The organism is Streptomyces sp. iso_384, assembly GCF_056172905.1.
This window is the reverse complement of the sequence record NZ_JBWBTT010000001.1, coordinates 6,904,126-6,930,817: the sequence shown is the minus strand read 5'-3', so window position 1 is coordinate 6,930,817 and position 26,692 is coordinate 6,904,126. Positions and strand designations below refer to the sequence as shown.

The window sequence follows — 26,692 nt, the reverse complement described above, 5'->3', positions numbered from 1 at the left end:
GACCGTGACAATGCTCTGTATGGGACATCTCGAAGCAGGCCACCTGGAGTACTACCTACCGGACGGGCGGGTGCTGCTCGGCGATGCCTCGTTCCGGGTGGCCGACGGGGCCGTCGTCGCGCTCGTCGGGGCGAACGGGGCGGGCAAGACGACCCTGCTGCGCCTGCTGGCCGGTGAGCTCCAGCCGCACGGCGGCACGGTGTCGGTGAGCGGCGGCCTCGGCGTGATGCCGCAGTTCGTGGGCTCGGTGCGGGACGAGCGTACGGTGCGCGACCTCCTGGTCTCCGTGTCGCAGCCGCGGATCCGGGAGGCGGCGGAAGCGGTCGACGCGGCCGAGGAGAAGATCCTCACCGTCGACGACGAGGCCGCGCAGATGGCGTACGCGCAGGCGCTGAGCGACTGGGCGGAGGCACGCGGGTACGAGGCCGAGACGGTCTGGGACATGTGCACCATGGCCGCGCTGGGCGTCCCGTACGAGAAGGCGCAGTGGCGCGAGGTGCGCACGCTCAGCGGCGGTGAGCAGAAGCGGCTGGTGCTGGAGGCGCTGCTGCGCGGGCCCGACGAGGTCCTGCTGCTCGACGAGCCGGACAACTATCTGGACGTGCCGGGCAAGCGGTGGCTGGAGGAGAAGCTGAAGGAGACCCGTAAGACGGTCCTCTTCGTCTCCCACGACCGGGAGCTGTTGTCCCGGGCCGCCGAGAAGATCGTCAGCGTCGAGCCGAGCCCGGCGGGCAGTGACGTCTGGGTGCACGGTGGCGGCTTCGCCACGTACCACGACGCGCGCAAGGAGCGGTTCGCGCGCTTCGAGGAGCTGCTGCGGCGCTGGCAGGAGGAGCACGCCCGGCTGAAGGCGCTGGTCCTGCGGATGCGGCAGCAGGCGGCGAACAGCCCCGACATGGCCAACCGCTACCACGCGATGCAGACCCGCTTCAAGAAGTTCGAGGAGGCCGGGCCGCCGCCGGAGCCGCCGCGCGAGCAGGACATCAAGATGCGGCTGCGCGGCGGGCGGACCGGGGTGCGGGCGGTGACCTGCAAGGGCCTGGAGCTGACCGGGCTGATGAAGCCGTTCGACCTGGAGATCTATTACGGGGAGCGGGTCGCGGTCCTCGGCTCCAACGGGTCGGGCAAGTCGCACTTCCTGCGGCTGCTGGCGGGGGAGCCGGTGGCGCACACGGGGGAGTGGAAGCTCGGGGCGCGGGTGGTGCCGGGGCACTTCGCCCAGACGCACGCGCATCCGGAACTGCTCGGCAAGACGCTGGTGGAGATCCTCTGGTCGGAGCACGCCAAGGACCGGGGCGGGGCGATGGGGGTGCTGCGGCGGTACGAGCTGGAGCGGCAGGGGGACCAGGACTTCGAGCGGCTGTCGGGCGGGCAGCAGGCGCGGTTCCAGATCCTGCTGCTGGAGCTGGCGGGCACGACGGCGCTGCTGCTGGACGAGCCGACGGACAACCTGGACCTGGAGTCGGCGGAGGCGTTGCAGGACGGCCTGGAGGTGTACGACGGCACGGTGATGGCCGTCACGCACGACCGGTGGTTCGCGAAGAGCTTCGACCGGTATCTGGTGTTCGGGTCGGACGGGGTCGTACGGGAGACTTCGGAGCCGGTGTGGGACGAGCGGAGGGTTGAGCGGGTGCGGTGACCTTGGCGGTCGGCGGGGCGGGGCGGGTGCGGGTGCGAGGGTGCGGGGTGCCGTGCGGCGCCGTTGCGGGGGCGCTGCCCCCGGGTCCCCGCGCCTCAAACGCCGGCGGGGCTGGAAAGATTGCCTCAAACGCCGGCGGGGCTGAAAAAGCCGCCTCAAGCGCCGGCGGGGCTGGAAAGATCGCCTCAAGCGCCGGCGGGGCTGGGTGGTACGGCGGGGCTGGAAGGACCGCCTCAAACGCCGGCGGGGCTGAAAAAGCCGCCTCAAGCGCCGGCGTGGCTGGAAAGATCGCCTCAAGCGCCGGCGGGGCTGGGTGGTGCGGCGGGGCTGGAAGGACCGCCTCAAGCGTCGGCGAGGCTGAGATGAGGGGGCGTTTTGACCTGCGTGGGGGGTCCCCGGTAGGGTTCAGGTTTGTTATACGTATTGGCTTCGTCGTTCTCACGCGAAGGGCCTTACGTAGGTTCCCTGGAGCAGTTACCAGTGGCTCGCATACGGGCAGCGTCCCCGGCATTGTGAGCCTCAGCTGCATGATCGCTTCAGAGGTGCCGTGTGTCTGGATCCCATCCACTGAAGAAGCGAAGGCTGCGAAGTGCGTACGTACAGCCCCAAGCCCGGCGATGTCACGCGCCAGTGGCACATCATTGACGCTCAGGACATCGTCCTGGGCCGTCTGGCCACCACGGCTGCGAACCTCCTCCGAGGCAAGCACAAGGCGATCTACGCCCCCCACATGGACATGGGCGACTTCGTCATCATCATCAACGCCGACAAGGTTCACCTGTCCGGCAACAAGAAGACCCAGAAGATGGCGTACCGCCACTCCGGCTTCCCGGGCGGTCTCCGTTCGGTGCGCTACGACGAGCTTCTCGCGAAGAACCCCGAGAAGGCCGTCGAGAAGGCCATCAAGGGCATGATCCCCAAGAACACCCTGGGCCGTCAGATGCTCTCGAAGCTCAAGGTCTACGCGGGCGACCAGCACCCGCACGCTGCTCAGCAGCCGGTCCCGTTCGAGATCACCCAGGTCGCGCAGTAGTTCCGGCCACCCCCTAAGACGTACAGAAAGATCTGAGGAGAATCGTGGCCGAGACCACTGTTGAGACCCCCGTCGAGGGCACCGAGGGCGAGGAGACCTTCGCCGAGGTGACCACCTTCGAGTCCGAGGTCCCCGTCGAGGGTGAGTACACCTCCGAGTCGCTCGCCGGCCGCTTCGGCGACCCGCAGCCGGCGGCCGGCCTTGGCCGTCGCAAGAACGCCATCGCCCGCGTCCGGATCGTTCCGGGCACCGGCAAGTGGAAGATCAACGGTCGCACCCTTGAGGACTACTTCCCCAACAAGGTGCACCAGCAGGAAGTCAACGAGCCCTTCAAGGTGCTCGAGCTCGACGGCCGCTACGACGTCATCGCCCGCATCTCGGGTGGCGGCGTCTCCGGTCAGGCCGGCGCCCTGCGCCTCGGCGTGGCCCGCGCGCTGAACGAGGCGGACGTGGACAACAACCGCGCCACGCTGAAGAAGGCCGGCTTCCTCTCCCGCGACGACCGTGCGGTCGAGCGCAAGAAGGCCGGTCTCAAGAAGGCCCGTAAGGCCCCGCAGTACAGCAAGCGCTAAATATCGCCTGCTCGACTGTCACGTTCGCCCCGGCGGCACGCTCTGTGCTGCTGGGGCGTTCGTTTATCAGCCCCCGCAGGCGTATAACGGCATAAGACGTTCATCGGCCCGCACGGGACCGCGAACCGGTGAGCGCTGTCGCGCATCTCGCAGGTCGGTCGCGCCATGCCGTCCGACGTGCCCTTTTGCGTTTTCGCGTTGCTTTCGTTGCATGTGTTGTTTGGTTGCCAGTTCGTTTGCTGTGCAGTGGTTTGTGGTTTCGGAGCACTTCGGAGGACACCAGTGGGACGACTCTTCGGTACGGATGGAGTACGCGGTGTCGCCAACGCCGATCTGACGGCCGAGCTCGCGCTCGGACTCTCGGTCGCGGCGGCGCACGTCATCGCCGAGGCGGGCACCTCCGCGGGCCATCGCCCGACCGCCGTGGTCGGACGTGATCCACGGGCATCCGGAGAGTTCCTGGAGGCCGCCGTCGTGGCGGGCCTGGCCAGCGCCGGTGTGGACGTGCTGCGCGTCGGCGTGCTGCCGACGCCCGCGGTGGCGTATCTGACCGGCTCGCTCGGCGCGGACATCGGCGTGATGCTCTCCGCCAGTCACAACGCGATGCCCGACAACGGCGTCAAGTTCTTCGCGCGCGGCGGCCACAAGCTCGCCGACGAGCTGGAGGACCGGATCGAGACGGTCTACGAGCAGCACCGCACCGGCGCGCCGTGGAACCGCCCGACCGGCGCCGGCGTGGGCCGGGTCACCGACTACACGGAGGGCTTCGACCGTTACGTCGCCCACCTCATCGGCGTCCTGCCCAACCGGCTCGACGGCCTCAAGGTCGTCCTGGACGAGGCGCACGGCGCCGCCGCCCGCGTCTCGCCCGAGGCGTTCGCGCGGGCCGGGGCCGAGGTCGTCACCATCGGGGCCGACCCGGACGGCCTGAACATCAACGACGGCTGCGGCTCCACCCACCTGGAGCTGCTGCGCGCCGCCGTCGTCGAGCACGGGGCCGACCTCGGCATCGCGCACGACGGTGACGCCGACCGCTGCCTCGCCGTGGACGCGGCGGGCGAGGAGGTCGACGGCGACCAGATCCTCGCGGTGCTGGCTCTCGCGATGCGGGACGCCGGTCAGCTGCGCAAGGAGACCGTCGTCGGCACCGTGATGTCGAACCTCGGCTTCAAGCTGGCCATGGAGCGCGAGGGCATCCGGCTCGTCCAGACGGCGGTCGGCGACCGGTACGTCCTGGAGTCGATGAAGGCCGAGGGCTTCGCGCTCGGCGGCGAGCAGTCCGGGCACGTCATCGTCCTGGACCACGCCACGACCGGCGACGGCACGCTGACCGGCCTGATGCTGGCGGCCCGCGTCGCCGCCACCGGCCGGAGCCTCTCCGAGCTGGCCGGGGTCATGCAGCGCCTGCCGCAGGTCCTCATCAACGTCCCCGACGTCGACAAGACCCGGGTGAACACCTCGGCCGAGCTGGCCGCCGCCGTCGTCGAGGCGGAGCGCGAGCTCGGCGAGACGGGGCGCGTCCTGCTGCGCCAGTCGGGTACGGAGCCGCTGGTGCGGGTCATGGTCGAGGCCGCCGACATCGAGCAGGCCCGGGCGGTCGCCGGCCGGCTGGCCGATGTGGTGAAGTCCGCGCTGGGCTGAGCCCCCGGCTCATCCGTATACCGAGGCCGTCGTTCATCCGCGCAGAGAAGCCCCCGGCGTCGTCGCCGGGGGCCTCGTGCCCGGCCTTCCGGTTCTCGCAGCGGGTCAGAGCTTGCGCAGGGACAGCCTCTGGACCTTGTGGTCCGGACCCTTGCGGAGCACAAGGGTGGCACGGCCGCGCGTCGGAGCCACGTTTTCCAGCAGGTTCGGCTTGTTGATGGTCCGCCACATGGTGCGCGCGTAGTCCAGCGCCTCCTCCTCGGAGACCTGGGTGTACCTGCGGAAGTACGAGGACGGGTCCTGGAACGCCGTGGCGCGCAGCTTGCGGAAGCGGTTCAGATACCAGGTCTCGATGTCCTCGGCGCGGGCGTCCACATACACGCTGAAGTCGAAGTAGTCGGCGAGCCCGACCCTGGTGCGGCCGTCGCTGCCGGGCAGTGCGGGCTGGAGGACGTTGAGGCCCTCGACGATGAGGATGTCCGGGCGGCGCACGGTGAGCCGCTCGCCGGGGACGATGTCGTAGATCAGGTGCGAGTAGACGGGCGCGGTCACCTCGTCCTTGCCCGCCTTGATGTCGGCGACGAAGCGGGTCAGGGCGCGCCGGTCGTAGGACTCCGGAAACCCTTTGCGGGAGGTCAGCCCGCGCGCCTTGAGCTCCTTCATCGGCAGCAGGAACCCGTCCGTGGTCACCAGCTCGACGCTCGGGTGCTCGGGCCAGCGGGCCAGCAGCGCCTGGAGGATACGGGCGCTGGTGGACTTGCCGACGGCGACACTGCCCGCGACCCCTATGACGAACGGGGTGCCGCGCTGCGCCCCGTGCCCGTTCCCGGCGTCCCCGAGGAAGGTGTTCAGCGCGCCGCGCAGCCCGGAGGTGGCCTGGACGTACAGGTTGAGCAGCCGGGAGAGCGGCAGATAGACGTCCCGCACCTCGTCCAGGTCGATGACGTCCCCGAGCCCCCGCAGCCGCTCCACCTCGTCGGCGGTCAGCGGCAGCGGGGTCTTGTCCCGCAGAGCGCTCCACTCGTCGCGCGAGAGGTCGACGTAGGGGGTCGGCGCATGCTCGGTGCGACGGTGGGGGCTCCGTGCGGGTGAGGTGATCACCTGTTCATTGTTGCGGGAGTTTTAACGGAGTGGGGGGTGGGGTCGGTCACGTGGGTGTCGGGGCGGTGCCGGCAAGGGCGGACGGACGCTCCCTTCCGTGCTGCCCCGGTTCGGTTGGTTGCTTGCTCTACGGCTGAGGCTCTTCGCCCCGGGCGTCGACCACGCTCGCGGCGGTGCGCGCGCGATCGAGGGTGATATCGCCCGCCGTCATCCGAGTGACGAAGCCCAGCTCCTTCAGTTCGTGGTCCTCGGTCACCACGTGGCGGGTGCCGGCATAGGAGTAGTCGGACGGGGACAGGAGGAGTTCCTGGCGCTCGTGGCTGCCCGGTTCCTCAAAGGTGACGGCGATGGCCTTGCGGCCCGCGGCGTCACGTACGAGGTGATCGGTGACGCGCACCCCGGGCACGGTGCCGAGTGCCCGGTAGATGCGGGCGCGGGCGGCGGGGGACAGCGGAAAGGACTCGATGAGCGTGCTCAGCCCGCGGAACGTGCGGGCGGTGGCGTTCTCTTCGCGTCCCCGATCGGTGTCGAACGCCGGGTAGAGGGCGCGGACCTCTGCCAGCAGAGCCGCGGGGTCGTCCGGAAGGCTCTCGGCCGCTCGGTAGGTCTCGCGGGCCGACCAGGCGTCGTCCGCCGGGTCCTTCTCCATCTCGGGGTCCGCGTAAGGGGTCCAGGACGGGGCGGGGCTGCTGTCGGGTTCGGCGATGTTCTCCACCGTCGCCAGCTTCGGCTTCCTGAACATGTCCACGGTGTAGATCCACTGGCCGGCCCGCGGCTCCGGAGGAACCTTCTGCTCCTCCAGGAAGTCGGCCGCCCGGTTCAGTGTCACCGTGGGGCCGGACAGGTCCAGATTGTCCGCGAGTGTGTCCGGGTTCGAGGACGTGTCCACGACCTGGGTGATGATCAGGGCGGCCGCGGTGATCGCGGCCGCCGCGCCCAGAGAGGCGACCCGCCAGTCGGACCACAGCCTGCGGGCACGGCGGTTCCTGCCCGTGATGGCATCGGTCAGGCGTTCTCGGCCGGGGGCGAGGGCGGCGCGGTCGGCGATGGGGGCGTCGGCGCGCAGCTCCCGCAGCTGGGTCATTTCGTCCATGACGGATTCAGCTCCTGCTCTGCGAGGACGGGCCGGGCGGGGGTGCGGGCGATGTGTCGAGCGCCGAGACGAACGCGGGATCGGTGCTCAGCGCCTCGCGGACCTTGCGGCGGGCCCGGTTCAGCCGGGACCTGACCGTGCCGAGCGGTATCCGGAGCGCCTCGGCCACCTCCTGGTAGCCGAGGTCCGCCCAGGCGACGAGCAGCAGGACGTGCCGGTCGCCGGGCGAGAGCGCGGCCAGCGCCCCCGCGAGGGGGGCCTGTACGGCGATCCGGTCGTCGGAGCGGTCGCTCCAGGACGCGGCGACCGGGTCGTGGCCCGTCCGGGCCAGCGCCTTCAGCGCGCGGACCTCGGAACGCCGGTGCTTGCCGATCAGATTGGCCGCGATGCCGTACAGCCAGGGCCGGGCCAGCCGGTGCGCGGTGTCGTAGCGGTCCCGGGTGCGGAACGCGATGAGGAACGTCTCCGCCGTGATGTCGTCCGCCGGGCCCTCCCCGAGCCGGCGGGCGGCGTAGCGGTGGATGTCCGGGGCGTGCCGGTCGTACAGCCCGGCGAACAGCTCGGGCTCGTCGAGCGACTGCGTGATGACGTCGGCGTCGTCGCGTTCGGTGCCTGGGCGGGCCGGAGGTGGTCCGGTCACTGCGCCTCCAGGGTGCGTCGGTCGGTGTGGCTGTCACCCCTGTTGCCCGCGGCGGGCGGAAAGGTTCACGGGCGGATTCCCCGATGGTGTGACCGCGACCCGGTGAAGCAGGGCCCGACCGCCCGTCCCTCTCCGCCCATGCGCCCCGCGCCCCCCTGTCGGCCCGTCAGCCGCGGCCCGGTCGCAGGGAACGCAGCACCCCCAGCGCCCGGTTCTTCAGCCCGCCGCGCCGCGCGACGGGCTGCGGGATCTCGTCCGGGGAGCGCTCCGGCATGGGGACGACGGCCCCGGCCGGGACGCCCGCGTCGATGGCCGCGATCCGGCCCGGCGTGAGCTTGGCGTACAGCGTCGGCTCCACCTCCACGACGAACGCGTCGAAGCCGATGAGGTGCCGGGCCCCGTCCGGGAACAGGCGCATCGCGGCGCACGCGTCGTACCGCACGGTGATCTGCCCGTCGGGCGTGGACAGCGTGACGGCCTCCGGTCCGACGGTCAGGCTCACGGCATCGTGGCTCCGGGACCGGTGCACGGTGCCCGCCGGGTCGGGGTCCGGGGCCGACCACTGGGGGGCCTCGGTGAAGCCCGCCCAGTCCACGGCCCGTCCGGGTGCCTGGATCAGTGCGGAGGCGCGCAGTTCGCGGGCCACGTCGCGCAGGTCCTCGACGGTGACGGCGGCCAGTTCGGCGCGGTGCTCGTCGGGAGAGAGGTCGGCGTGGCCCGTCAGGACGTTCAGGGCGTGCCCGGGCAGTGCGGCCGCACCGAGGTCCGGGGTCTCGTACTGCTTGAGGCGTTTCGCCCGGGCGGAGTCGAGCTCGGCCTGCTCGATGGTTCCGGCGCACAGCCGTGCCAGTACGTCGATGAAGCCGCCCACCACCGCGTCCTGCTTCTGGGGGAGCGCGTCCGCGAAGGCGGTGATCGTCGCGTGCTCGTTGTCGCGCGGTTCGTAGCCGCAGTCGGCGGTGTAGGAGTAGCCGCCCTTCTGCCGCAGGTCCGTGAAGAGCGCCCGGCCCAGCACCTCCGCGAACAGGGACGCCGCCGAACTGCGCCGCACGATGCCGTCCAGGACCACTCCGCCACTGCCGCCCGTGATGTAGGCGGGGGTGACGGGCAGGGCCGAGGTCGGCGCGGGCGGAGGCTGCCGCTGCCCGGCCGGCAGGGTCAGGTCCAGCCCCTCGGGCACGGTGTCGGCGGTGATCCACAGAACCGCGTTCTCCCGGGTGAAATAGGTCCTCGCCCAGTCGCGCACCGCGTCGGCCGTCAGATGCAGCGTGCCGTACTCCGGGTAGCTGACGAGCCCGTAGCCCCGGGCCCCGTAACGCCACAGCGGCAGTTGGTGGTTGGGGCCACGGCTGCGGCCCGCCTGCTCGGTCCGCAGGATCTCCCGCTCGGTGGCGAGGCGTTCGACCGGCAGGTCACGCAGGGAGGCGCAGACCCCGTTGAGGTGGGCGACGACCTCCTCGGCGGTGCCGGAGAGTCGCGCACCTCGGCCGCGCGCAGGTAGGAGCCGGGCCCGTCGTCGCTCTCGTCCAGCCAGCGTTCCAGGTGCGCCTGCGCCACCAGCCGGCCCGCGTGGGCTCCCGCCGGCGCCGCCTCCACGCACGCCCGGGCGAAGCCGAACGCGTCCTCCCAGCGCCCGCCCCACTTGGGGCAGAGCTGCTGGAGCAGCAGGATCTGGCCCTGGATGTGGTGCGGGTGATGCTCCGCCAGCCGGTCGTACCGCCGTCGCGCCTCGCTCGCCCCGAGTTCCAGCCCCCGGGCGGTCGTCAGCCGGGACATCCAGGCGAGGGCGTACGCGGGTTCGTCGGCGCAGACGCCGATCAGCAGCTGCTCGGCACGCCGCAGCCACGCGTGGAACTCCTGGAACTGATCCCGCGAGACGTGCTGCGCCGTGTACGAGCTGCGGATGTTCCAGCCGACGACGATGTAGCGCGCGGCGAGCAGCGTGCGGGCCAGCGGTGACCCGTGGTCGGCGACGGCGCGTTCCAGGAAGCGTTCGGAGGAGCTGAGGTCGGCGACGAGGTTCGAGGCGACGGCCCGCTCGTCCTCGTCGTCCAGGAAGTCGAAGTACGCCTCCACGGTGTCCCAGTCGTTCCCGCGTACGGCGGTGCGGAGATCCACGAGGGAGGGGATCTGGCGGCAGAGGTCGAACTCCGCGCGTATCAGGTCGGGGTCGGTCGGAGACACGTCGGTCCTTGGATTCGGGCTGCGGACGCGACCGGTGGGGGGCCGGGCGTACGAGGCGCGCGGCGTGTCGACGAACAGGCAGGTGGAGGCGGGGTCGAGCGGTGGGACGAGCGGTGCGGTGATCGGAACGGGAGGCTAGCACCCGGTGCGCGGTGTGTGCCGGGGAGTTTCCCGCAGGCCGGCGCCGACGGCGAGGCGGATGTGGTCCGGGCTCGCCGCGACGGCGCGCGGACGGTCGAGCGCCGACGTCACTCCGTCCGGGCACCGACGCGCGAGGCACCTGCAGCCAGAGCCTTCGCGGTCCAGGTGTACTCGACTTCGGGCAGCGCGAAGCCCTGGTCGAACCGGCAGACTCGCTCGTCCGTACGTGTGGCCCCGTGGCGCTCGTAGAAGGCGATGGCGCGCGCGTTGGCGCTCAGCACCTCCAGGTGGAGGTCCCGCCCGCCGTGTTCGGCAGCGGCCCACGCGAGCGTGTGCCGAAGCAGCCGGCCGCCGATACCGGAGCCCGTACGGCCGGGCCGGGCGTGCAGGTTGTCGAGAAGCAGGCGGCCGTCGGGTCGCGGCGTGATGTAGGCGAACCCCGCGACTTCGCGGCCGCCCACGGCCACGAAGAGTCCCGATGCCGGATCGGGTTCGGCGGTCCGCTCCTGCCAGAGAGCCAGCTTCTCCGCGTCCAGAGGGCTGCCGCTCAGGTAGCTGTCCGGCATGATTCCCGCATAGGCGGTACGCCAACTGTCGGCGTGCAGAGCGGCTATCTGCTCCACGTCGTCCCTCGAACCTGCTCTGATCTCCATGGAGCCGAGCCTCGCGTACGAGCCCGGCCCTTGTCACTCCGCTGCCGCACGGCCTCGACCCGGTCCCCCGGAGTACCCGGAGGGACCGGCGGTACGGACGTGGCTCAGCCCTGCGCTGCGGCGTACGTGATGAAGTCCGCCCAGGCGGAAGGAGTGAAGCCGAGGTGCGGGCCGCCGGCGGGGAGTTGCTTGGAGTCGCGTACGTGGACGGTGGCGGGGGCGGCGGCGACCTCGACGCAGTCGGGGCCGTCGTTGGTGCTGTAGCTGCTCTTGAACCACGTCAGCTCGGTGGTGTTCACGTCTCTCCCAGCAGTTTCTCGATGAATTCCCGCGACAGCCGCGGCGTGAGGGCCTGTGACCGGATGAGGTTGTAGCGCATCTCCAGGATCTGCACCTGCCTCGGATCGGTGATCAGCCCGCTGATGAGCTGAACCTCGTTGTGCCCGACGGTCTTTCCGTCCTTGAGCTTAAGGATGCGGTGCGAGCCGCCCAGACCCGCGTGCTCTTCCGCCTCCGTCGGCATGACCTGGATCTCGACATGCCGCAACTGGCTCAACTCAAGCAGATGTTCGAGCTGGCGTCGCAGGACCATTCTGCCTCCGGTCCGCCGTCGGAGCGTCGCCTCTTCCTGGACAAAGGTCAGCAGAGGAGCGGGGCGGCGGTCGAACACCACCTGCCGGGCCATGCGAGCGGTCACCAAGCGCTCGATGTCGTCCTCGGTGTACGCGGGCCGACGCTGTGCGTACAGCGCGCGGGCGTACTCCTCGGTCTGGAGCAGCCCGTGGATCACCACCCCGGCATACGCGCCGAGTTCGATCGCCTCCGCCTCCAGCTTCGTCAGATCGCGGACCTTCTTCGGATACCGCGCCTCCTCCACGTCCTTCTTCATCGCCGAGACCTTGCCGTTCGCCCCGACGGCCGCGTCCGTCCTGTCCAGGAACTCCGGCTTCGGGATGCGCCGCCCGCCCTCGACCTTGAAGACCAGGTTCTCGCTGTACCCGATGATCGAACCCAGCTCGGCGGCGCGTAATCCGGCTTCCTCGCGCCACAGCTTGATCTGCCGGCCCACGGCCGCGATGACCGCTCCGGAGTCGTCGTCCAGGCCGAACTCATGGTCCTCTTCGGTTCCGTCGATCATCTGCCGTGCCCGCCTTCGGTCCGTGCGCCCGCGCGGCGGGCACCGTACGTACGGGGACAGGCCTGTACACACCAGGGACAGTGACGGTCCGTACCCGTGTCAGTGCTTCTCAGCGTAGTTACGGGCGGCCACGCTGAGTGACGTGAACCGAAAAATCACCCACCCGCGTGCACGCACCGGACAGTTCGCCGTCCAGCTCTCCGCCACCCGCCGGGGCGCCCGCCTCGCCCGGCTGCTCGCCACCGAGCAACTGCGCTCCTGGGGGCTGCCGCTGGAGGACGCGAGCCTCGTCATCGGCGAGCTGGCCACCAACGCGGCGCTCCACGGGTACGTCCCCGGGCGGGACTTCCGCATCCTGCTCAGCGTGTACGGCGACGTGCTGCGGATCGAGGTCGCCGACACGCGGGGTGACCGCCTCCCGGAGAAACGGGATGCGGACGCCGACTCCGAGAGCGGGCGCGGGCTGTTGCTCGTCGAGGCGTTGTCGGTGCGATGGGGTACGGAGCACGGGCCGTTCCCGCGCAAGACGGTCTGGGCGGAGGTGGCGCTCACCGGATCGTGACGGTCGCGACCCGGTGGGGTGGGAGAGGTCGCCGGGAGCGTGGGTCACCGCGTCGCGGTGGACCGCGACGCGGTGACCCACGACGTAAAAGCTCTTAAGCACTGGTCTTTGAGTACGGGAGAAATGACCCGACCCAACCCCCTGGGCCGACCTCTGCGGGTCCTGGTCAGCTCCGGCGGGGCCGTGATCACTCGCATGGGTGAAGTGTGCCAACCGGGCTGGATTTATGACCTGTTGGCGGGCATATGCTCGCGCTGACCACAACATCAGACATTGAGACGGCCCCCGGCCGGGACTGGCATCCCGACCGAAGGCCTGACCACCGAGGAAGTAGGAGCTTCCCGATGGATACCCAGCAGATTAGCGCGCCCTCGCGCGGCCCGTCCTCCGGTGTTGTCCACATCAACATCCGGCTCACCGACGGTTTCTCGATCATCTCCAACCGGCTCTCCCAGCACCGGGGCATGTCCCTGCTGGCGATCGGCCTCGGCACCCACATCCAGTCGCTGCCCGCCGGGCGGCGCATCGGCGTCAAGGCGCTGGCCGCGATCTTCCCGGAGAGCGAGGTCCGTATCGCCGCCGCGCTGCGGGAGCTGGAGCGGCACGGGTTCCTGCGCCGGACCCGGGAGCGTGGCTGCGGCGGCCGCTTCGCCACGCGTACGGAGTCGTACAACCACCCGGAGGCGGCGGCCCGGGTCGCGGTGAGGGCCGTGCCCGAGCCGGAGACCGCGTCCGCGTCCGCGCACGCGCCCGCTTTGGAGCCGGAGACCGCGTCCGTGCCCGTGACGGAAGCTGTGCCCGTGCCCGTGCCCGTGACGGAAGCTGCGCCCGTGCCCGCGCCCCGTCTCGTGCCGCCGCCCACCGCGCCCAAGCCGCCGCCCCCGCCGCTGCCCGTCCCGTGCGAGCCCAGCGCCGCGTTGTCCGCCGAGGCCGCGCGGCTGCTCGCCGGGCTGCACGTCGGCGCGCCCCTCTTCGTCCTCTCCGAGGCGGACGTGGAGCGGCTCACCCCCGGCGTCGCCGCCTGGCTGGAGCGCGGGATGCGGCCGGAGGCCGTACGGGCGGCGCTCACCGGCGATCCGCCCGTACCCCTCCGGCACCCGGCGAAGCTGCTGCGGCACCGGCTCATCGCGCTCCTCCCGCCGACCCGGCCCGCCGCCGTGCCCGTCGTGCCCCTCCAGACCTGCGACGACTGCGACCGCGCCTTCCGGTCGTCCGTGCCGGGGTGCTGCGGGGAGTGCCGCGAGATCCGTGCGTACGGCGGCGAGCCGTCCCTGCTCAGTGTGTGAGGTCAACGGCCCGCCGCCCCGCGTCCGTTCAGTCGATCTGCGCGCAGACGTCGGTCTTGGACAGGACCGCGCCGGTCACCGTCTTGACGCGGTCCGCGCTCCAGTGGAGCTTGTAGGCGCCGTCGACCAGCCACATGCCCCGGGGCAGATTGCCCTCGCCCACGCCGAGGAGCACCGGGCCGATGATGTGCCAGCGCTGGGCCCCGTCGGCGTACTCGTCGATCAGGGCGACACCGCTGGAGTCGGCGTCGTAATAGGCCCCGGTCTCCTTGTTCGTCACCCGGACCACGAGGTCGCCCTTGTAGAAGCTGCGCGTCACGCCTTCGGGCGCGGGCAGTTCGCGGCGGACGACCTCGTCCACGATGGGCTCGCCGTGGATGGGGAAGGCGCACCGCTCTCCCGCCGGTACGTCCCACGGGGCCGAAGGAGCCGGTTCCCAGCCGGATCCCTGCGGAGCGGCCTTGGCCGGGGCCGCCGCCGCCACAGGGGCCGTGCCGAGCGCCACCACGGCCAGGCAGGCCGCGCCGAGAGCGCCGAGAACGATGCTGCGCATGTGAACTCTCCATAGGGTCGAGATCGGGTGATCGTGTGCTGCTCGTGGTCCTGGTCGTGCTGTTCGCCGAAGGATGCTCCGGGGGGCTCACCAAAGACTCACCACGACAGACCCGCCACGACACAGGCGCAGATGTAGGCAAGGTCTGGCCTTGCGGGCGGCGGCAGTTGGATGCTTTGCCGATGGAATTCCAGTTGCTCGGACCCTTCGCCGCGCGGCACGGGGGGCGTCCGGTACTCGCGGGGCTGCGCCGCCAGGAGCGGTGCCTGCTGGCCGTCCTCCTCCTGGAGGCGGGCCGGACCGTCCCGACCGGCCGGCTCATCGACCTGCTCTGGAACGGCGAGGCCCCGGCCGGGGCCCGTTCCACCGTGCACACGTACATCGGCAGGCTGCGCGCCTCCCTCGGGCCCGACGGCGTCCACCTGGAGACCCGCAACGACGGCTACTTACTCCGTGCCGACGACCATGTGATCGACACCCGGGCCTTCGAGGACGGGGTACGGGAGGCCGCGGCCGCCGTGGACGACGAGGAGCGGGTGCTCCGCTACGACCGGGCGCTGGCGCTGTGGCGCGGCGAACTCCTCGCCGACGTCGCCGCCGACGCCCTGCGCGACCGGATCGGCCGGCGGCTCGCCGCGCTGCGGCTCTCGGCGGCGGAGGAACGCGCCCGGCTCCTGCTCTCGCTCGGGCAGCACGAGCGCGTCGCCGCCGAACTGCCCCCGCTCGCCGAGGAGCACCCCGAACGCGAACGCCTCGTCGCGGACAGCATGGTCGCCCTGCACCGCGGCGGCCGGTCGGCGGAGGCGCTCCAGCTCTACCGGGCCACGCGCAGCGCCCTGCGGTCCGCCTTCGACGCCGAGCCCGGCGAGGAACTGCGCACCCTGTACGAACGGGTCCGCCGCGACGACCCGGCCCTGCGGCAGGCCGCCACGCCCACGTACGCCGTCCGGGTGCGCGGCGAGTGGCTGCCGTGGAACACCAGCGGCGATCCGGCCCTGGAGTTCTGCAACACCTACGCCGGGTGGGGCGGCGAACGGCGGGCCGGTTCGGAGTGGCTCTGCGGCTACCGCACGCTCGTGGTCTGGGCCGGGCACCTGGACCTCGTCGACGAACGTACGGTCGTCCGGCTGCTGCGCACCGCGGAGGAGCGGCCCGAGGAGGCGGGCGCCGTGCTGGCGGCGGCACGGGGGTTCCGGAGCGCGCTGTACGGGTGCCTCACGGAGGGACCGGGCCCGGGTGGCAGCGGGGCCTTCGGCCGGGCCGCCGAGATGATCCAGGAGGCCATGCGCCACGCGTCCTTCGTCCGGGGCGAGGACGGTCTCGGGCGCTGGAGACCCCATCCGGAGTCCGGGCTCCGGCTTCCGCTGCACGCCGTGGCCCAGCGCGCCGCGGACCTGCTCGCCCACCCGCGCCGCCTCACCGTCCGGGTCTGCCCGGGGAAGGACTGCGGGTGGCTCTTCCTCGACGCGGGCGGCCGCCGCCGCTGGTGCAGCATGGGCGTCTGCGGGCGGGCCGAGCCGGTGGGGGAGAGCCGGCGGGCGCACTCGTGCTGAGGTCCGTGAGCCGTCGTGCCGAGGCCCGCGAGCGTGAGACCCGCGTGCTGAGGTCCGCAGAACCTTCCTGCTCGAGGTCCGCGAAAAAAGATGTCGGCGGCGTGTCGATCGGACCCGGTCCCGTTCGTCGTCATCGTGTAGGGCGACCCGCACGGCGGGCGCGACACACAGGTGACGGGAGCCGACCATGAAGTACATGCTGCTGATCCACAGCGGGGCCGTCGACGAGCAGGGCGGCGCGCCCGAGTGCACCGTCGAGGACTGGATGGCCTACGACAAGGCCGTACGCGACGCCGGGATCCATGTCTCCGGGGAGTCGCTGGCCGATCTGGTGACCGCGACCACCGTGCGGGTCTCGCCGACCGGGGAGCGGACCGTGACGGACGGGCCGTTCGCCGAGACCCGGGAGCTGCTGGGCGGGTTCCTCGTGATCGACGTGCCCGACCTCGACGCCGCCCTCGACTGGGCCGCCCGGTGTCCCGGCTCGCGCGACGGCGGCTCGGTCGTCGTCCGGCCGGTCGCGGACTTCGGGGCCTGAGAACCGTGGCGGACGAGGACGCCCCGGCGGGGCAGGGCCTTCCGGCGGCCGGCGAGGACGCCCCGGCGGGGCAGGCCGGGGTCGCCGTCGAGGCGGTGTTCCGGGAGGAGCGCGGGCTGCTGCTCGCCTCCCTCGTCCGCCGGTTCGGCGACCTCGACCTGGCCGAGGAGGTGACGTCCGAGGCGATCGAGGCCGCCCTGCGGCACTGGCCCGCCGAGGGCGTCCCCGCCCGGCCCGGGGCCTGGCTGCTGACGACCGCGCGGCGCAGGGCCGTGGACCGGCTGCGGCGCGACCGGACGTACGCCGCCCGGCTCGCCGTCCTGCGGGCCGACGCGGAACGGGCCGAGCCCGCGCCCGCCCCGGAGGCGGCCGGAGCCGGTGAGCTTCCCGACGAACGGCTCCAGTTGTTCTTCACCTGTACCCACCCCGCCCTCGCCGCCGAGGACCGCGCCGCCCTGACCCTGCGCTGCCTCGCCGGGCTCACCACACCGGAGGTGGCGCGCGCCTTCCTCGTACCGACGGCGACCATGGCCCAGCGCATCGTGCGGGCCAAGAAGAAGATCCGCGAGGCCCGCATCCCGTTCCGGGTGCCCGGCCCCGACGAACTGCCGGAGCGGCTGCCCGGAGTGCTCCAGGTCGTCTACTCGGTCTTCACGGAGGGGTACGCGGCCAGCTCCGGGCCCCGTCTCCAGCGGCTCGACCTGGCCGAGGAGGCGATCCGGCTGGCCCGGATACTGCGCAGGCTGCTGCCCGCCGAGCGGGAGAGCGCCGGGCTCCTCGCGCTGCTGCTCCTGGTCCACGCCCGGCGCGACGCGCGGACCGGGCCGGAGGGCGAGCCGGTGCTTCTGGAGGACCAGGACCGGGGGCGCTGGGACCGGCCGATGATCGAGGAGGGGCGTGCCCTGGTCGTCCGGGCGCTGACCGGCGGACCGGCCGGGCCCTACGGGGTGCAGGCCGCCATCGCCGCCCTGCACGACGAGGCGGCGGACGTGGCGGGCACGGACTGGCCGCAGATCGTGGCCCTGTACGACGTGCTCCTCACGCTCACCCCGTCGCCCGTGGTGGCGCTCAACCGCGCCGTGGCGGTGGCGATGCGGGACGGGCCCGAGGCGGGGCTCGCGCTGCTGGACGCGCTGGCGGAAGAGCCCCGGCTGCGGGCGTACGCGCCGTACGCGGTGGCGCGCGGCGATCTGCTGAGCCGGCTGGGGCGGGACGGCGAGGCCGCCGAGGCGTACCGGGAGGCCCTGGAACGCGCGGGCACCGGGCCGGAGCGGGCAGCCCTGCGACGGAAGCTGGGGGAGTAGGGGCGTCCGACACCCCTGGGGCCGCTCAGCCGGCTGCTCACAGCAGGACGAACACCACCGTCACCGCGAACGCCACCGCCAGCACCCCGTACAGGCCGGTCTTCCACTTCGGCATCTCGTACGTCTCACCGGCCAGGGCCGCCGCCCTGATCCTCGGCAGCTCCGGCTTGAGCGCCAGGACCAGCAGTGCCACGGCGAGCATCGAGGCGGAGAACATGATCAGCGCCTCCGCCTCCCCGTGGTCGCGTACGCCGGCGGCGCCCAGGACGGTGACCCCACCGGCGGCGGGTGCGATCAAGGAGAGGAGCGTGGCCTTGCCGTTCCTGAAGGTGAAGTGGACCGCCGCGAGCAGCACCGCGGAGGTCGCCAGTGCCACGAGCCACCACTGCGCCGTCGTCAAGCTCTCTGCCTGCACGCTCTCTCCCGTCCGTTCCGTCGTCCCGTGTGCGGTGCGGGTGGGCGGCGCCGTGTCCGGCGCCGCCCACCCGCACCGGTCAACCCGGTCAGCTCCAGTTCAGCAGACCGATGGCCGCCGTCGTGGTGTCCTCCAGGAAGCCGGACACCTTCATGCCGACCTCGTCCGCGATGCCCGACAGGCTGCTGCCGACCTTCTTGGACACATGGGCCACCGCTCGGCCCTTCCCGAAGAACAGGGCGCTCAGTGCGAACGTGCCCAGATTCTTCTTGAAATCGTCCGTCCCCCAGCTCGCGATGACGTTCACACCGCCCGCCAGCAGGGAGACTCCTCCCGCGACGAGCGAGATCCCACCGAGGATCGCGGCCGCGCCCTGGCCGACGACCGGGATCCAGCCGACCGCCAGGGCCAGACCGCCGGCGCCGGCCGAGATCGTACCGGCGATGGTGCTGACACGGCCGGAGTACTTGATCCACTGGTCCTTGGTCAGGCCGAGGAACTCACCGTCCTCCTCCGCCTTGTTCTTGTCGTTGTCGGCGCTGTCGGCCGGGTTCTTGCCGCTCTGCGCGTCCTCCTTCGCCTTGCGTTCCGCGGCGGCCGCGGCGGCGGCGATCTCCTGCTGCCGCTTCTCGCGGGCGATGCGGTGCGCGTCGGAGGCGACCGCGGCCGCCTCCGAGGCGTCCTTGCCCGCCTGCTCGGCGGAGGCGCGGGCGCTCGCCGCGGACTGTGCGGCGGAGGCGGCGGAGGCCTGGGCCCGGCCGGCGGAGGCGTAGGCCTGGTTCATGGAGTAGTTCGCGGCCCGGGCGGCGGACCGTGCCACCACGGCGGCGCTCTCGGCGCGCTGGGCGGAGGCGGCGGCGCGCGCGGCGGACGCGTCGGCCGCCTCGGCGTTGTTGCGCGCCTTGGTGGCCGCGGCCTCCGCGGCCTTGGCGTAGCCCTTGGCCTTGTCCGCCCAGTCCGCCGCCTCCTCGGCCGCCTGCCGGGCGTCCGCCGCCGCCTTGGAGGCGCGCGCGGCGTCCTCCAGGGCCCGCTGGGCGATCTGCGCGGCGTGCGCGATGGCGGCCCGGATCGCGGCGACGTGCGCCTCGGCGTCGTGGTCGAGGCGGGCGACGTTGAACTGGTCGTGCGCCACGAAGGACCGCCGCATGAGGGCGGACCCCTCCAGGACGACCTTGGCCGCCGAACGGAGGTAGGCCCCGCCCTCGTTGAGGATCTTGAAGACCTCGACGGTGTCGTCTTCCTTGACCGCCTCGACGTACTCCGTGCTCAGGAAGCGGAACAGCGCCTCCGGACTGCCGTCGGCGAGGGCCGCCTCCGCCTTGGCCTTGACCGCGCGGCCGGGGTCCTGGCCGAGGATCGTGAAGATCTTGACGCGGTTCTCGGTGGCGGCCGAATCGGTCATGCCCGCTTCGAGGAACGTGCTCGCCGCGTCGGGGTCCTCGCTCTTCAGCGCCACATGCGCGCCGGCCGCGACATCCGGCGCCGCCATCTCGGCCAGGGCCAGGACGGTCTCGCGGTCGTCCTGCCGCTGGGCCGCCGGGCGGTCGACGTCGATCCAGTTGAGGATCTCGTAGTCGCCCGCCGCGAGCGCGAACTCCGCCGCCTGGCGTGTCCATGTTCCGTGGCTGTCGAGGAGCTTGACCGCCGCCTGGCGGCCCGTGGACACCGCCCGCGGCTGGTCCCCGGCGGTCATGGCCTCCTGCGCCTGCGCGACGAGATCGCGGATCTCCTGCGCCATCTGGTCGTTCTGGGTGCGCTGGGTGGCGATCCGGTCCAGGGCCTCCTGCTCCTGGGCGGCCTTGAGGCGGGCCGCGACGATGCCGACCTCGGTGTCCTGCTCGATGCGTTCGGCCTCGGCCTCGCGCGCCGCCGCCTCGACGTCCGTCGCCTCCTGGACGGCGTCGGCCGCGGTGTTGGCGGCCTTCACAGCCTCCTCGGCGAAGATGCGGGAGCGCTTCGCGTACTCGATCGCCTGTCCGGCGTGCTTGGCCGCGTCCTCGGCGGCGTCGGCGGCCTTCTCGGCGTGCGCGGCGGCGGAGTTGGCCGCCTTGTGCGCCGCGGAGGCCGCCGACGCGGCCTTGTCCGCCAGCTGCCGGGAGAGCGCGGCCGCCCGGGTGGCGCGGGCCGCCTGCGCGTTGGCGTCGGCGGCGGCCTCACGGGCCTTGCGGGCCTCGGAGGTGGCGGCGCCGGCGGCGTTGGCCGCGTCGGCGGAGGCGCTCGCGGCGGCCGCGGCGTTGCCGGCCGCGGAGGCAGCGGCGGCGCCCGCCGCCGAGGCCTGCGTGGAGGCGATGGAGGCCTGGTCGGCGGCCTTCGCGGCGGTCCGCGCCTTTGCGGCGGCGTCCCGGGCGCCCTTGGCCGCCGAGAGCGCGGCGGAGGCCTTGTTGGCGTCACCGGAGGCGGCGATGGCCGCGTTGTAGGCGCGTGAGGCCGCGCGGCCGGCCACGGCGGCCGCCGCTGCCGCCGCCTGTGCGGCGTTCGCCGCCCGCTGCGAGGCGGACTGCGCGGACCGTGAGGCGCTGATCGCGGTCTGCGCCGCGCGGGCGGCCCCGCGCGCCGCGTCGGACGCCTTGTTGGCGGCCGCCGCCGACTTGCGTACGTCGTTCTGCGCGGCCTTGGCCTCGGCCGCCGCGATCAGCGCGGCCTCCTTGGCCTTGACCGCGGCTTCCTTCGCCTGCTCGGAGGCGGCGACGGCCTTGTCCGTCTTGAGCCGTGCCTGCTTGCCCTCGCGCTCGACGATCGACACGAGCTGGTCGATCGTGGCCGTTTCCTCGTCGCGCGCCCGGGCGATGTGCTGACCGGTGTTCAGGAACCACTGGATCGCCTTCGCGGACCCGTCCTGCAGCGCGCGCTGCGCGTACTCCTTCACCTGGGGCGAGGCGGTGGCGAGGATCTTGAAGACCTCGACCTGCTCGTCCTCCTCCTGGCCGTCGAAGCGGGTTTCGAGGAGGAACTTCTCCAGCGACTCCTGGGTGTCCGCGTTCAGCGCGGTGTTCGCACGGCTCTTGATGCCCGTGCCGCCGCTCTCCATGACGCGGAGGACCTCGGCCCGGAGGTCGGTCTTGAGCGGCGCCAGATAGCCGTCCTTGAGGTAGGCGGCGACGGCCTCGTCGCCGCCGGACAGCGCCCGGCTCGCCGCCGTCTGGACGGACCGGCCCGCCCAGGCGAGGCCCTGGAACACGGCCACACGGTTGTCCTCGGCCCTGGCCGGGGCGAGTTCGCCCGACAGGAACGCCGCGATCCGGGCGTCGTTGCCGAGCAGCGCGGCGGCGGCGGCCTCCCGTACGGCCCGGCCACCGGTCAGATACGCCCACAGCACCTGGCCGCGGTCGGTGTCCGGGAGGTTGTCGGGCAGGTCGGAGGCGGTGCCCGCGGCATACGCCGGGGCCCCGGACAGGACGAGCGAGCCGGGTACGGCGGCGACGGCGGTCATCGCGGAGAGTGTGGTGAGGATGCGGCGTCTGCTCCACATGGTGGGTGGCACGACGGAATTCCTTTCGGTGTGGGAACGCTGGACGCGCCGCTCACCCGGGTGAGCGGCGCTGATGGCGTTACGCACGGCGGCATAGCCCCGCGGCTGACCTGCCGTCGGCGCTTTCTCGGGGTGTGTGCCGGCGGCTAGCCGGAGGTGACGATCTCCACGAGCACGTGCTCGCGGCCTTCCGGGTCGGCCGTCTCGCCCACCGGGGCCCAGGAGTTGGCCGCCACGTCGTACTGGTGGTCCTCGCCGTCGACCGTCGTGGACAGCTCGGTCGCGTGGTCCTTGGTCTGGACGCCGTAGACGGCGGGCAGCTCCAGGCTCAGATAGCCGGAGGCGCCCGTGGTCCGGAAGCAGAACTTGTCGGCGCTCTCGTGGCGTACGTAGATCTCCAGCAGATCCGGAGAACTGCCGCACTGCGCCAGCACGATGTGCCCGTCGCCCCGCTTCAGCAGGATCCCCTGCTCGGCGAGGATCTTGTCGGCCTGTGGATAGGCGAAGTCCTCCACGGCGTGGCCCGGCCCCTCGTCCGCCACCGGACGGAGCGTCAACTCCTGCTGGTCCGAATCCGGTTGTCCGGTCACGAGCGCTGCCACGACCACCCCGGACAGGGCGCCAGCGGCCAGGGCGGACTTCAGTACGCGCCTTCTCAAAACCCCTCCTCGCATCACCGGAAGGTGTCCCGAGCCCCCTGCTCGTACCCCGCTGTCACCTTCCGGGTGAACTCAGCCCAACAGCTGCCGCACCCGAAGGCAAGCAAGGCACGTACGGCATAGGCGACATGGGAGGAAGGGGAGTGTGAGCTTCACCACACTGCCGAAAAGGTTGTATGAAGATCAGCGTCGATCGCGTCACGAAGTTTTCAAGAGGCCTGGAATCCGCCTTCCGGCCTTAGGGTGCCGTTATGTGCGGAATCGTGGGTTATGTCGGTGGACAGTCGGCGCAGGACGTCGTCGTCGCAGGACTCAAGCGCCTCGAATACCGGGGCTACGACTCGGCGGGTGTCGCCGTACTCGCGGACGGCGGGCTGGCCGCCGCGAAGAAGGCGGGCAAGCTCGTCAATCTGGAGAAGGAGCTGGGGGACCGGCCGCTGCCGGCCGGGCGGACCGGCATCGGGCACACCCGCTGGGCGACGCACGGAGCGCCCACCGACGTCAACGCCCACCCGCACCTGGACAACGCGGGCCGGGTCGCCGTCGTGCACAACGGGATCATCGAGAACTTCGCCGCCCTCCGCCGCGAACTGACCGGGCGCGGGCACGCCCTGGAGTCGGAGACGGACACCGAGGTCGTCGCGCATCTGCTGGCCGAGGCGTTCTCGGCGGGCGGAGACCTCGCGGACGCGATGCGGCAGGTGTGCCGGCGGCTGGAGGGGGCGTTCACCCTCGTCGCCGTCCACGCGGACCAGCCGGACGTCGTCGTCGGCGCCCGGCGCAACTCACCGCTCGTCGTGGGTGTGGGGCAGGACGAGTGGTTCCTCGCCTCCGACGTCGCCGCCTTCATCGCACACACCCGCTCCGCGATCGAGCTGGGCCAGGACCAGGTCGTCGAGCTGAGCCGCGAGGGCGTCACCGTCACCGGCTTCGACGGAGAGCTCGCCGAGGTGCGCGAATACCACGTCGACTGGGACGCCTCCGCCGCCGAGAAGGGCGGCTACGCCTCCTTCATGCTCAAGGAGATCGCCGACCAGCCGCAGGCCGTCGCCGACACCCTCCTCGGCCGGATCGACGGCGAGGGCGCGCTCCACCTCGACGAGGTGCGCATCCCGGACACCGAACTGCGCGAGGTCGACAAGGTCGTCATCGTCGCCTGCGGCACCGCGTTCCACGCCGGGATGATCGCCAAGTACGCCATCGAGCACTGGACCCGGCTGCCCTGCGAGACCGAGCTGGCCAGCGAGTTCCGCTACCGGGACCCGATCCTGGACCAGCGCACCCTCGTCGTCGCCATCTCCCAGTCCGGCGAGACCATGGACACCCTGATGGCGCTGCGGCACGCCCGCGAACAGGGCGCGAAGGTGCTCGCCATCTGCAACACGAACGGCTCGACGATCCCGCGCGAGTCCGACGCCGTCCTCTACACGCACGCCGGGCCCGAGGTCGCCGTCGCCTCCACCAAGGCCTTCCTCACCCAGCTCGTCGCCTGCTACCTGGTGGCGCTCTACCTCGGCCAGGTGCGCGGCACCAAGTGGGGCGACGAGATCCGTGCGGTGGTGCGCCAGCTCTCCGCCGTCCCCGGCGAGGTCGACCGCGTACTGGAGACGATGGAGCCGGTGCGCGAGCTGGCCCGGTCCCTCGCCCACCACGACACCGTGCTGTTCGTCGGCCGGCACGTCGGCTACCCGGTCGCCCTCGAAGGCGCGCTCAAGCTCAAGGAACTCGCCTACATGCACGCCGAGGGCTTCGCGGCCGGCGAGCTGAAGCACGGGCCGATCGCGCTCATCGAGGAGGGGCTGCCGGTCGTCGTCATCGTGCCGTCGCCGCGGGGGCGTTCGGTCCTCCACGACAAGATCGTGTCCAACATCCAGGAGATCCGGGCCCGGGGCGCGCTCACGGTCGTCGTCGCCGAGGAGGGCGACGAGGCCGTCGTCCCGTACGCCGACCACCTCATCACCGTCCCCGCAACGCCTACGCTGCTTCAGCCGCTGGTCGCCACCGTGCCGCTCCAGGTCTTCGCCTGCGAGCTCGCGACGGCCCGCGGCAACGAAGTGGACCAGCCGCGCAATCTGGCGAAGTCCGTGACCGTGGAGTGAACCGGGGCGTGCGTCCCGGGTGATGGGGATGGCGAGGGTGGGTTCGTGATCATCGGAGTCGGCATCGATGTGGCCGAGATCGAGCGGTTCGGCGCGGCGCTGGAGCGTACGCCCCAGTTGGCCGACCGGCTCTTCGTCGGGAGCGAGCTGACGCTGCCGAGCGGCGAGCGGCGCGGTGTCGCCTCGCTCGCCGCCCGGTTCGCCGCGAAGGAGGCCCTGGCCAAGGCGCTCGGCGCACCGGGCGGGCTGCTGTGGAGCGACGCGGAGGTCTGGGTCGAGGAGAGCGGGCAGCCCCGGCTGCGGGTACGCGGCACGGTCGCCGCCCGCGCCGCCGAACTGGGCGTGCGCGGCTGGCACGTCTCGCTCAGCCATGACGCGGGGGTCGCCTCGGCGGTGGTGATCGCGGAGGGGTGAGCACCCGCACGGCCGAACCGGTCGCCACGCCCTGCGGGGGTGGCGTCGGCCCCTGTGATCGCGGAGGGTTGGACCATGCGACGTGCCTACAGCGTGGAGACCGTACGGGCCGCCGAGGCCGCCCTCATGCAGCGGCTGCCGGAGGGCGCCCTGATGCAGCGCGCCGCCGCCGGACTCGCCGTGGCCTGCGGCGATCTGCTGCGGCGCAACGGCCGGGTGTACGGGTCCCGGGTCCTGCTCCTGGTCGGCAGCGGCGACAACGGCGGCGACGCGCTCTACGCCGGCGCCCGCCTCGCCCGCCGGGGCGCGGGCGTGCGGGCCCTGCTGCTCGCCCCCGACCGGGCGCACCCCGGCGGCCTCGCCGCGCTGCTGGCGGCCGGCGGACAGGTCGCCGACGGGCCGGACGGGCTCGGCGTGCTCGACCTCGTGGTGGACGGCATCACCGGCATCGGCGGGCGCGGCGGGCTGCGCGAGGACGCCGCCGACGTGCTGCACGCGGTGACCCGGGACCGTACGCCGGTCCTGTCCGTCGACCTGCCGAGCGGGGTGGAGGCCGACACCGGGGAGGTGCACGGCGACGCGGTCCGGGCGGACGCGACGGTCACCTTCGGCACCTACAAGCCCGGCCTCCTGATCGACCCGGCCGCCGAACACGCGGGGGCGCTGCGGCTGGTGGACATCGGGCTCGGGCCGGAGCTGCCCGAGCCGCCGGACCTGGAGGCGCTCCAGTACGCGGACGTCGCGGCGCTGCTGCCGGTGCCGGGCGCGGAGAGCGACAAGTACCGGCGCGGGGTCGTCGGCGTGGTCGCCGGGTCCGAGCGCTACCCGGGCGCGGCGGTCCTCGCGGTCGCGGGCGCGCTGCGCGGCGGGGCCGGGGCGGTGCGGTACGTCGGACCGGGCGCGGACGCGGTGATCGCCCGGTTCCCCGAGGCGCTGGTGCACGCCGGGCCGCCGTCGAAGGCCGGGCGGGTGCAGGCCTGGGTGGTCGGGCCCGGGCTCGGTGACGGGCGGGGCGCGGAGGCGGCCGTCGCCGATGTGCTGGCCGCCGACGTGCCCGTGCTCGTCGACGCGGACGGGCTGCGGCTGCTGGACGCGGAGACCGTACGCACCCGGACCGCCCCGACCGTTCTGACCCCGCACGCGGGTGAGGCCGCCGCGCTGCTCGGCGCCGCCCGCGAGGAGGTGGAGTCCGGGCGGCTCGCCGCGGTCCGCGAACTGGCCGCCCGCTACCGCGCCACCGTGCTCCTCAAGGGCTCCACGACCCTGATCGCGGAGGCCCGCGACACCCCCGTACGGGTCAACCCGACCGGTACGTCCTGGCTGGCCACGGCGGGCAGCGGCGATGTGCTCTCCGGTCTGACCGGCTCCCTGCTCGCGGCCGGGCTCGCCCCGCGCGACGCCGCGTCCGTCGGCGCCTATCTGCACGGGCTGGCCGCCCGGCACGGCTCGGACGGGGCCCCGGTCTCCGCGCAGGACGTCGCGGACGGCATCCCGGCGGCCTGGCGCGACGTGCGGGCGGGGTGAGCGGGGGCGATGGTGGAAGCCCCGGCAGAAGGGCGGTGCAGGCGGTGAGCGACCCCGTACGCGTACGCAGGGCGTACGACCCGGCCGAGGACGGCGACGGCACCCGGGTCCTGGTCGACCGGCTCTGGCCCCGGGGCGTCTCCAAGGAGCGGGCCGCCGTCGGCGTATGGCTCAAGGACGTCACGCCCTCGGACGAGCTGCGCTCCTGGTACCACCACGACCGCGCGGACCGGCACGAGGAGTTCGTCGAGCGCTACCGCACCGAGCTGGACGACCCGACGCACACGGAGGCGGTCGAGCAGCTCGCCGGCCTGGTGCGCGAGGGCGGCCCGGTCACCCTGATCACAGCGGCCAAGGACGTCGAGGACAGCCATGTCCCGGTCCTGGTCGACCACCTCAGGCATGTGATGAAACGTACATAAGCCCGGATACCGGCGTGCACTGCCCGGGAGGTGGCGGGTGCCTCTGAGAGACTGGGCGC

The 26,692-nt window shown here is 72.4% G+C and carries 24 protein-coding genes and 1 pseudogene; 13 read left to right on the top strand and 12 right to left on the bottom strand.

Going from position 1 to position 26,692, the window contains the following annotated elements:
- Positions 1-19 precede the first annotated feature (19 nt).
- The 4 genes from AC0VY3_RS30970 (at position 20) to glmM (ending at position 4,885) form a co-directional block, all read left to right on the top strand.
- Entirely contained in the window at positions 20-1,639 is a 1,620-nt protein-coding gene (locus tag AC0VY3_RS30970; RefSeq protein WP_103509554.1) for an ABC-F family ATP-binding cassette domain-containing protein, read from the top strand.
- A 589-nt stretch (positions 1,640-2,228) separates the two neighbouring features.
- Positions 2,229-2,672, top strand: coding sequence for a 50S ribosomal protein L13 (rplM, locus tag AC0VY3_RS30965; RefSeq protein ID WP_003966932.1), 444 nt, complete (start codon positions 2,229-2,231; stop codon positions 2,670-2,672).
- Positions 2,673-2,716: 44 nt separating this feature from the next.
- Complete coding sequence (gene rpsI / locus AC0VY3_RS30960; protein WP_014154572.1) at positions 2,717-3,244, top strand: 30S ribosomal protein S9; 528 nt, start codon at positions 2,717-2,719, stop codon at positions 3,242-3,244.
- A 282-nt stretch (positions 3,245-3,526) separates the two neighbouring features.
- Complete coding sequence (glmM, locus tag AC0VY3_RS30955; RefSeq protein ID WP_103509553.1) at positions 3,527-4,885, top strand: phosphoglucosamine mutase; 1,359 nt, start codon at positions 3,527-3,529, stop codon at positions 4,883-4,885.
- 105 nt (positions 4,886-4,990) lie between these two features.
- On the opposite strand, the gene coaA is transcribed toward glmM, so the two are convergent.
- From coaA to AC0VY3_RS30915, 8 genes and pseudogenes are all read right to left on the bottom strand, one after another.
- Positions 4,991-5,986: a type I pantothenate kinase gene (coaA, locus tag AC0VY3_RS30950; RefSeq protein ID WP_103509552.1), complete on the bottom strand. Its 996-nt coding sequence runs from the start codon at positions 5,984-5,986 to the stop codon at positions 4,991-4,993.
- A gap of 127 nt (positions 5,987-6,113) precedes the next feature.
- Complete coding sequence (locus AC0VY3_RS30945; RefSeq protein WP_103509551.1) at positions 6,114-7,079, bottom strand: CU044_5270 family protein; 966 nt, start codon at positions 7,077-7,079, stop codon at positions 6,114-6,116.
- Positions 7,067-7,719, bottom strand: a pseudogene (locus AC0VY3_RS30940) (RNA polymerase sigma factor). Before AC0VY3_RS30940 ends, AC0VY3_RS30945 begins: the two are co-directional and overlap by 13 nt.
- A 166-nt stretch (positions 7,720-7,885) precedes the next feature.
- Positions 7,886-8,965 carry an insulinase family protein gene (locus AC0VY3_RS30935; RefSeq protein WP_475551105.1) on the bottom strand — a complete coding sequence of 360 codons (1,080 nt, stop codon included), beginning with the start codon at positions 8,963-8,965 and terminating at the stop codon, positions 7,886-7,888.
- 11 nt (positions 8,966-8,976) lie between these two features.
- Positions 8,977-9,903: a hypothetical protein gene (locus AC0VY3_RS30930; protein ID WP_475551104.1), complete on the bottom strand. Its 927-nt coding sequence runs from the start codon at positions 9,901-9,903 to the stop codon at positions 8,977-8,979.
- 248 nt (positions 9,904-10,151) lie between these two features.
- Positions 10,152-10,697 (bottom strand): N-acetyltransferase family protein, encoded by a 546-nt coding sequence (locus tag AC0VY3_RS30925; RefSeq protein WP_475551103.1) that lies wholly within the window; start codon positions 10,695-10,697, stop codon positions 10,152-10,154.
- A gap of 104 nt (positions 10,698-10,801) precedes the next feature.
- Positions 10,802-10,996, bottom strand: coding sequence for a DUF397 domain-containing protein (locus AC0VY3_RS30920; protein WP_475551102.1), 195 nt, complete (start codon positions 10,994-10,996; stop codon positions 10,802-10,804).
- Positions 10,993-11,835 carry a helix-turn-helix domain-containing protein gene (locus AC0VY3_RS30915; RefSeq protein WP_475551101.1) on the bottom strand — a complete coding sequence of 281 codons (843 nt, stop codon included), beginning with the start codon at positions 11,833-11,835 and terminating at the stop codon, positions 10,993-10,995. Before AC0VY3_RS30915 ends, AC0VY3_RS30920 begins: the two co-directional genes overlap by 4 nt.
- 142 nt (positions 11,836-11,977) lie before the next feature.
- Here AC0VY3_RS30915 and AC0VY3_RS30910 point away from each other — a divergent pair, with 142 nt between their 5' ends.
- Complete coding sequence (locus tag AC0VY3_RS30910) at positions 11,978-12,397, top strand: ATP-binding protein (RefSeq protein WP_475551100.1); 420 nt, start codon at positions 11,978-11,980, stop codon at positions 12,395-12,397.
- A gap of 344 nt (positions 12,398-12,741) precedes the next feature.
- Positions 12,742-13,683 carry a hypothetical protein gene (locus AC0VY3_RS30905; protein ID WP_475551099.1) on the top strand — a complete coding sequence of 314 codons (942 nt, stop codon included), beginning with the start codon at positions 12,742-12,744 and terminating at the stop codon, positions 13,681-13,683.
- 28 nt (positions 13,684-13,711) lie between these two features.
- Here the strand turns inward: AC0VY3_RS30905 and AC0VY3_RS30900 are convergent, their stop codons facing one another.
- A complete protein-coding gene (locus tag AC0VY3_RS30900; protein WP_103509538.1) occupies positions 13,712-14,236 on the bottom strand; it encodes a hypothetical protein in 525 nt (174 codons plus the stop codon).
- A gap of 182 nt (positions 14,237-14,418) precedes the next feature.
- Between AC0VY3_RS30900 and AC0VY3_RS30895 the strand changes: the two genes are divergently transcribed.
- The 3 genes from AC0VY3_RS30895 to AC0VY3_RS30885 all read left to right on the top strand — a co-directional run bounded on the left by AC0VY3_RS30895 (position 14,419) and on the right by AC0VY3_RS30885 (position 17,631).
- The gene (locus AC0VY3_RS30895) at positions 14,419-15,789 is read left to right on the top strand and encodes an AfsR/SARP family transcriptional regulator (RefSeq protein WP_103509536.1); all 1,371 of its coding nucleotides are present in this window, start codon (positions 14,419-14,421) and stop codon (positions 15,787-15,789) included.
- Positions 15,790-15,976: 187 nt separating this feature from the next.
- Complete coding sequence (locus AC0VY3_RS30890) at positions 15,977-16,327, top strand: YciI family protein (protein ID WP_030084361.1); 351 nt, start codon at positions 15,977-15,979, stop codon at positions 16,325-16,327.
- Positions 16,328-16,422: 95 nt separating this feature from the next.
- Positions 16,423-17,631 (top strand): RNA polymerase sigma factor, encoded by a 1,209-nt coding sequence (locus AC0VY3_RS30885; protein WP_475551762.1) that lies wholly within the window; start codon positions 16,423-16,425, stop codon positions 17,629-17,631.
- Between the two features lie 37 nt (positions 17,632-17,668).
- On the opposite strand, the gene AC0VY3_RS30880 is transcribed toward AC0VY3_RS30885, so the two are convergent.
- From AC0VY3_RS30880 to AC0VY3_RS30870, 3 genes are all read right to left on the bottom strand, one after another.
- Positions 17,669-18,046, bottom strand: a complete 378-nt coding sequence (locus AC0VY3_RS30880; protein ID WP_146065830.1) for a hypothetical protein — start codon at positions 18,044-18,046, stop codon at positions 17,669-17,671.
- 88 nt (positions 18,047-18,134) lie between these two features.
- Positions 18,135-21,527: an ALF repeat-containing protein gene (locus tag AC0VY3_RS30875; protein ID WP_475551098.1), complete on the bottom strand. Its 3,393-nt coding sequence runs from the start codon at positions 21,525-21,527 to the stop codon at positions 18,135-18,137.
- A gap of 134 nt (positions 21,528-21,661) precedes the next feature.
- Positions 21,662-22,174, bottom strand: a complete 513-nt coding sequence (locus tag AC0VY3_RS30870; RefSeq protein ID WP_475551097.1) for a hypothetical protein — start codon at positions 22,172-22,174, stop codon at positions 21,662-21,664.
- A 251-nt stretch (positions 22,175-22,425) separates the two neighbouring features.
- On the opposite strand from AC0VY3_RS30870, the gene glmS reads away from it, so the two are divergent.
- The 4 genes from glmS to AC0VY3_RS30850 all read left to right on the top strand — a co-directional run bounded on the left by glmS (position 22,426) and on the right by AC0VY3_RS30850 (position 26,633).
- Complete coding sequence (gene glmS / locus AC0VY3_RS30865) at positions 22,426-24,273, top strand: glutamine--fructose-6-phosphate transaminase (isomerizing) (RefSeq protein WP_103507543.1); 1,848 nt, start codon at positions 22,426-22,428, stop codon at positions 24,271-24,273.
- 45 nt (positions 24,274-24,318) lie between these two features.
- Positions 24,319-24,687 (top strand): holo-ACP synthase, encoded by a 369-nt coding sequence (locus AC0VY3_RS30860; RefSeq protein WP_103507544.1) that lies wholly within the window; start codon positions 24,319-24,321, stop codon positions 24,685-24,687.
- Positions 24,688-24,762: 75 nt separating this feature from the next.
- On the top strand, positions 24,763-26,211 hold the full coding sequence (locus AC0VY3_RS30855) for an NAD(P)H-hydrate dehydratase (protein WP_475551096.1): 1,449 nt from the start codon (positions 24,763-24,765) through the stop codon (positions 26,209-26,211).
- Positions 26,212-26,255: 44 nt separating this feature from the next.
- Positions 26,256-26,633, top strand: coding sequence for a DUF488 domain-containing protein (locus AC0VY3_RS30850; protein WP_242741490.1), 378 nt, complete (start codon positions 26,256-26,258; stop codon positions 26,631-26,633).
- Positions 26,634-26,692: the final 59 nt, after the last annotated feature.

What these genes read in the sequence shown, in the direction of transcription:
- AC0VY3_RS30855 (WP_475551096.1), top strand. Translation starts at nt 24,763, where the DNA reads ATGCGACGTGCCTACAGCGTGGAGACCGTACGGGCCGCCGAGGCCGCC.
- AC0VY3_RS30895 (WP_103509536.1), top strand. Translation starts at nt 14,419, where the DNA reads ATGGAATTCCAGTTGCTCGGACCCTTCGCCGCGCGGCACGGGGGGCGT.
- AC0VY3_RS30905 (WP_475551099.1), top strand. Translation starts at nt 12,742, where the DNA reads ATGGATACCCAGCAGATTAGCGCGCCCTCGCGCGGCCCGTCCTCCGGT.
- AC0VY3_RS30970 (WP_103509554.1), top strand. Translation starts at nt 20, where the DNA reads ATGGGACATCTCGAAGCAGGCCACCTGGAGTACTACCTACCGGACGGG.
- glmS (WP_103507543.1), top strand. Translation starts at nt 22,426, where the DNA reads ATGTGCGGAATCGTGGGTTATGTCGGTGGACAGTCGGCGCAGGACGTC.
- AC0VY3_RS30925 (WP_475551103.1), bottom strand. Translation starts at nt 10,697, where the DNA reads ATGGAGATCAGAGCAGGTTCGAGGGACGACGTGGAGCAGATAGCCGCT.
- AC0VY3_RS30945 (WP_103509551.1), bottom strand. Translation starts at nt 7,079, where the DNA reads ATGGACGAAATGACCCAGCTGCGGGAGCTGCGCGCCGACGCCCCCATC.
- AC0VY3_RS30900 (WP_103509538.1), bottom strand. Translation starts at nt 14,236, where the DNA reads ATGCGCAGCATCGTTCTCGGCGCTCTCGGCGCGGCCTGCCTGGCCGTG.
- AC0VY3_RS30915 (WP_475551101.1), bottom strand. Translation starts at nt 11,835, where the DNA reads ATGATCGACGGAACCGAAGAGGACCATGAGTTCGGCCTGGACGACGAC.
- AC0VY3_RS30890 (WP_030084361.1), top strand. Translation starts at nt 15,977, where the DNA reads ATGAAGTACATGCTGCTGATCCACAGCGGGGCCGTCGACGAGCAGGGC.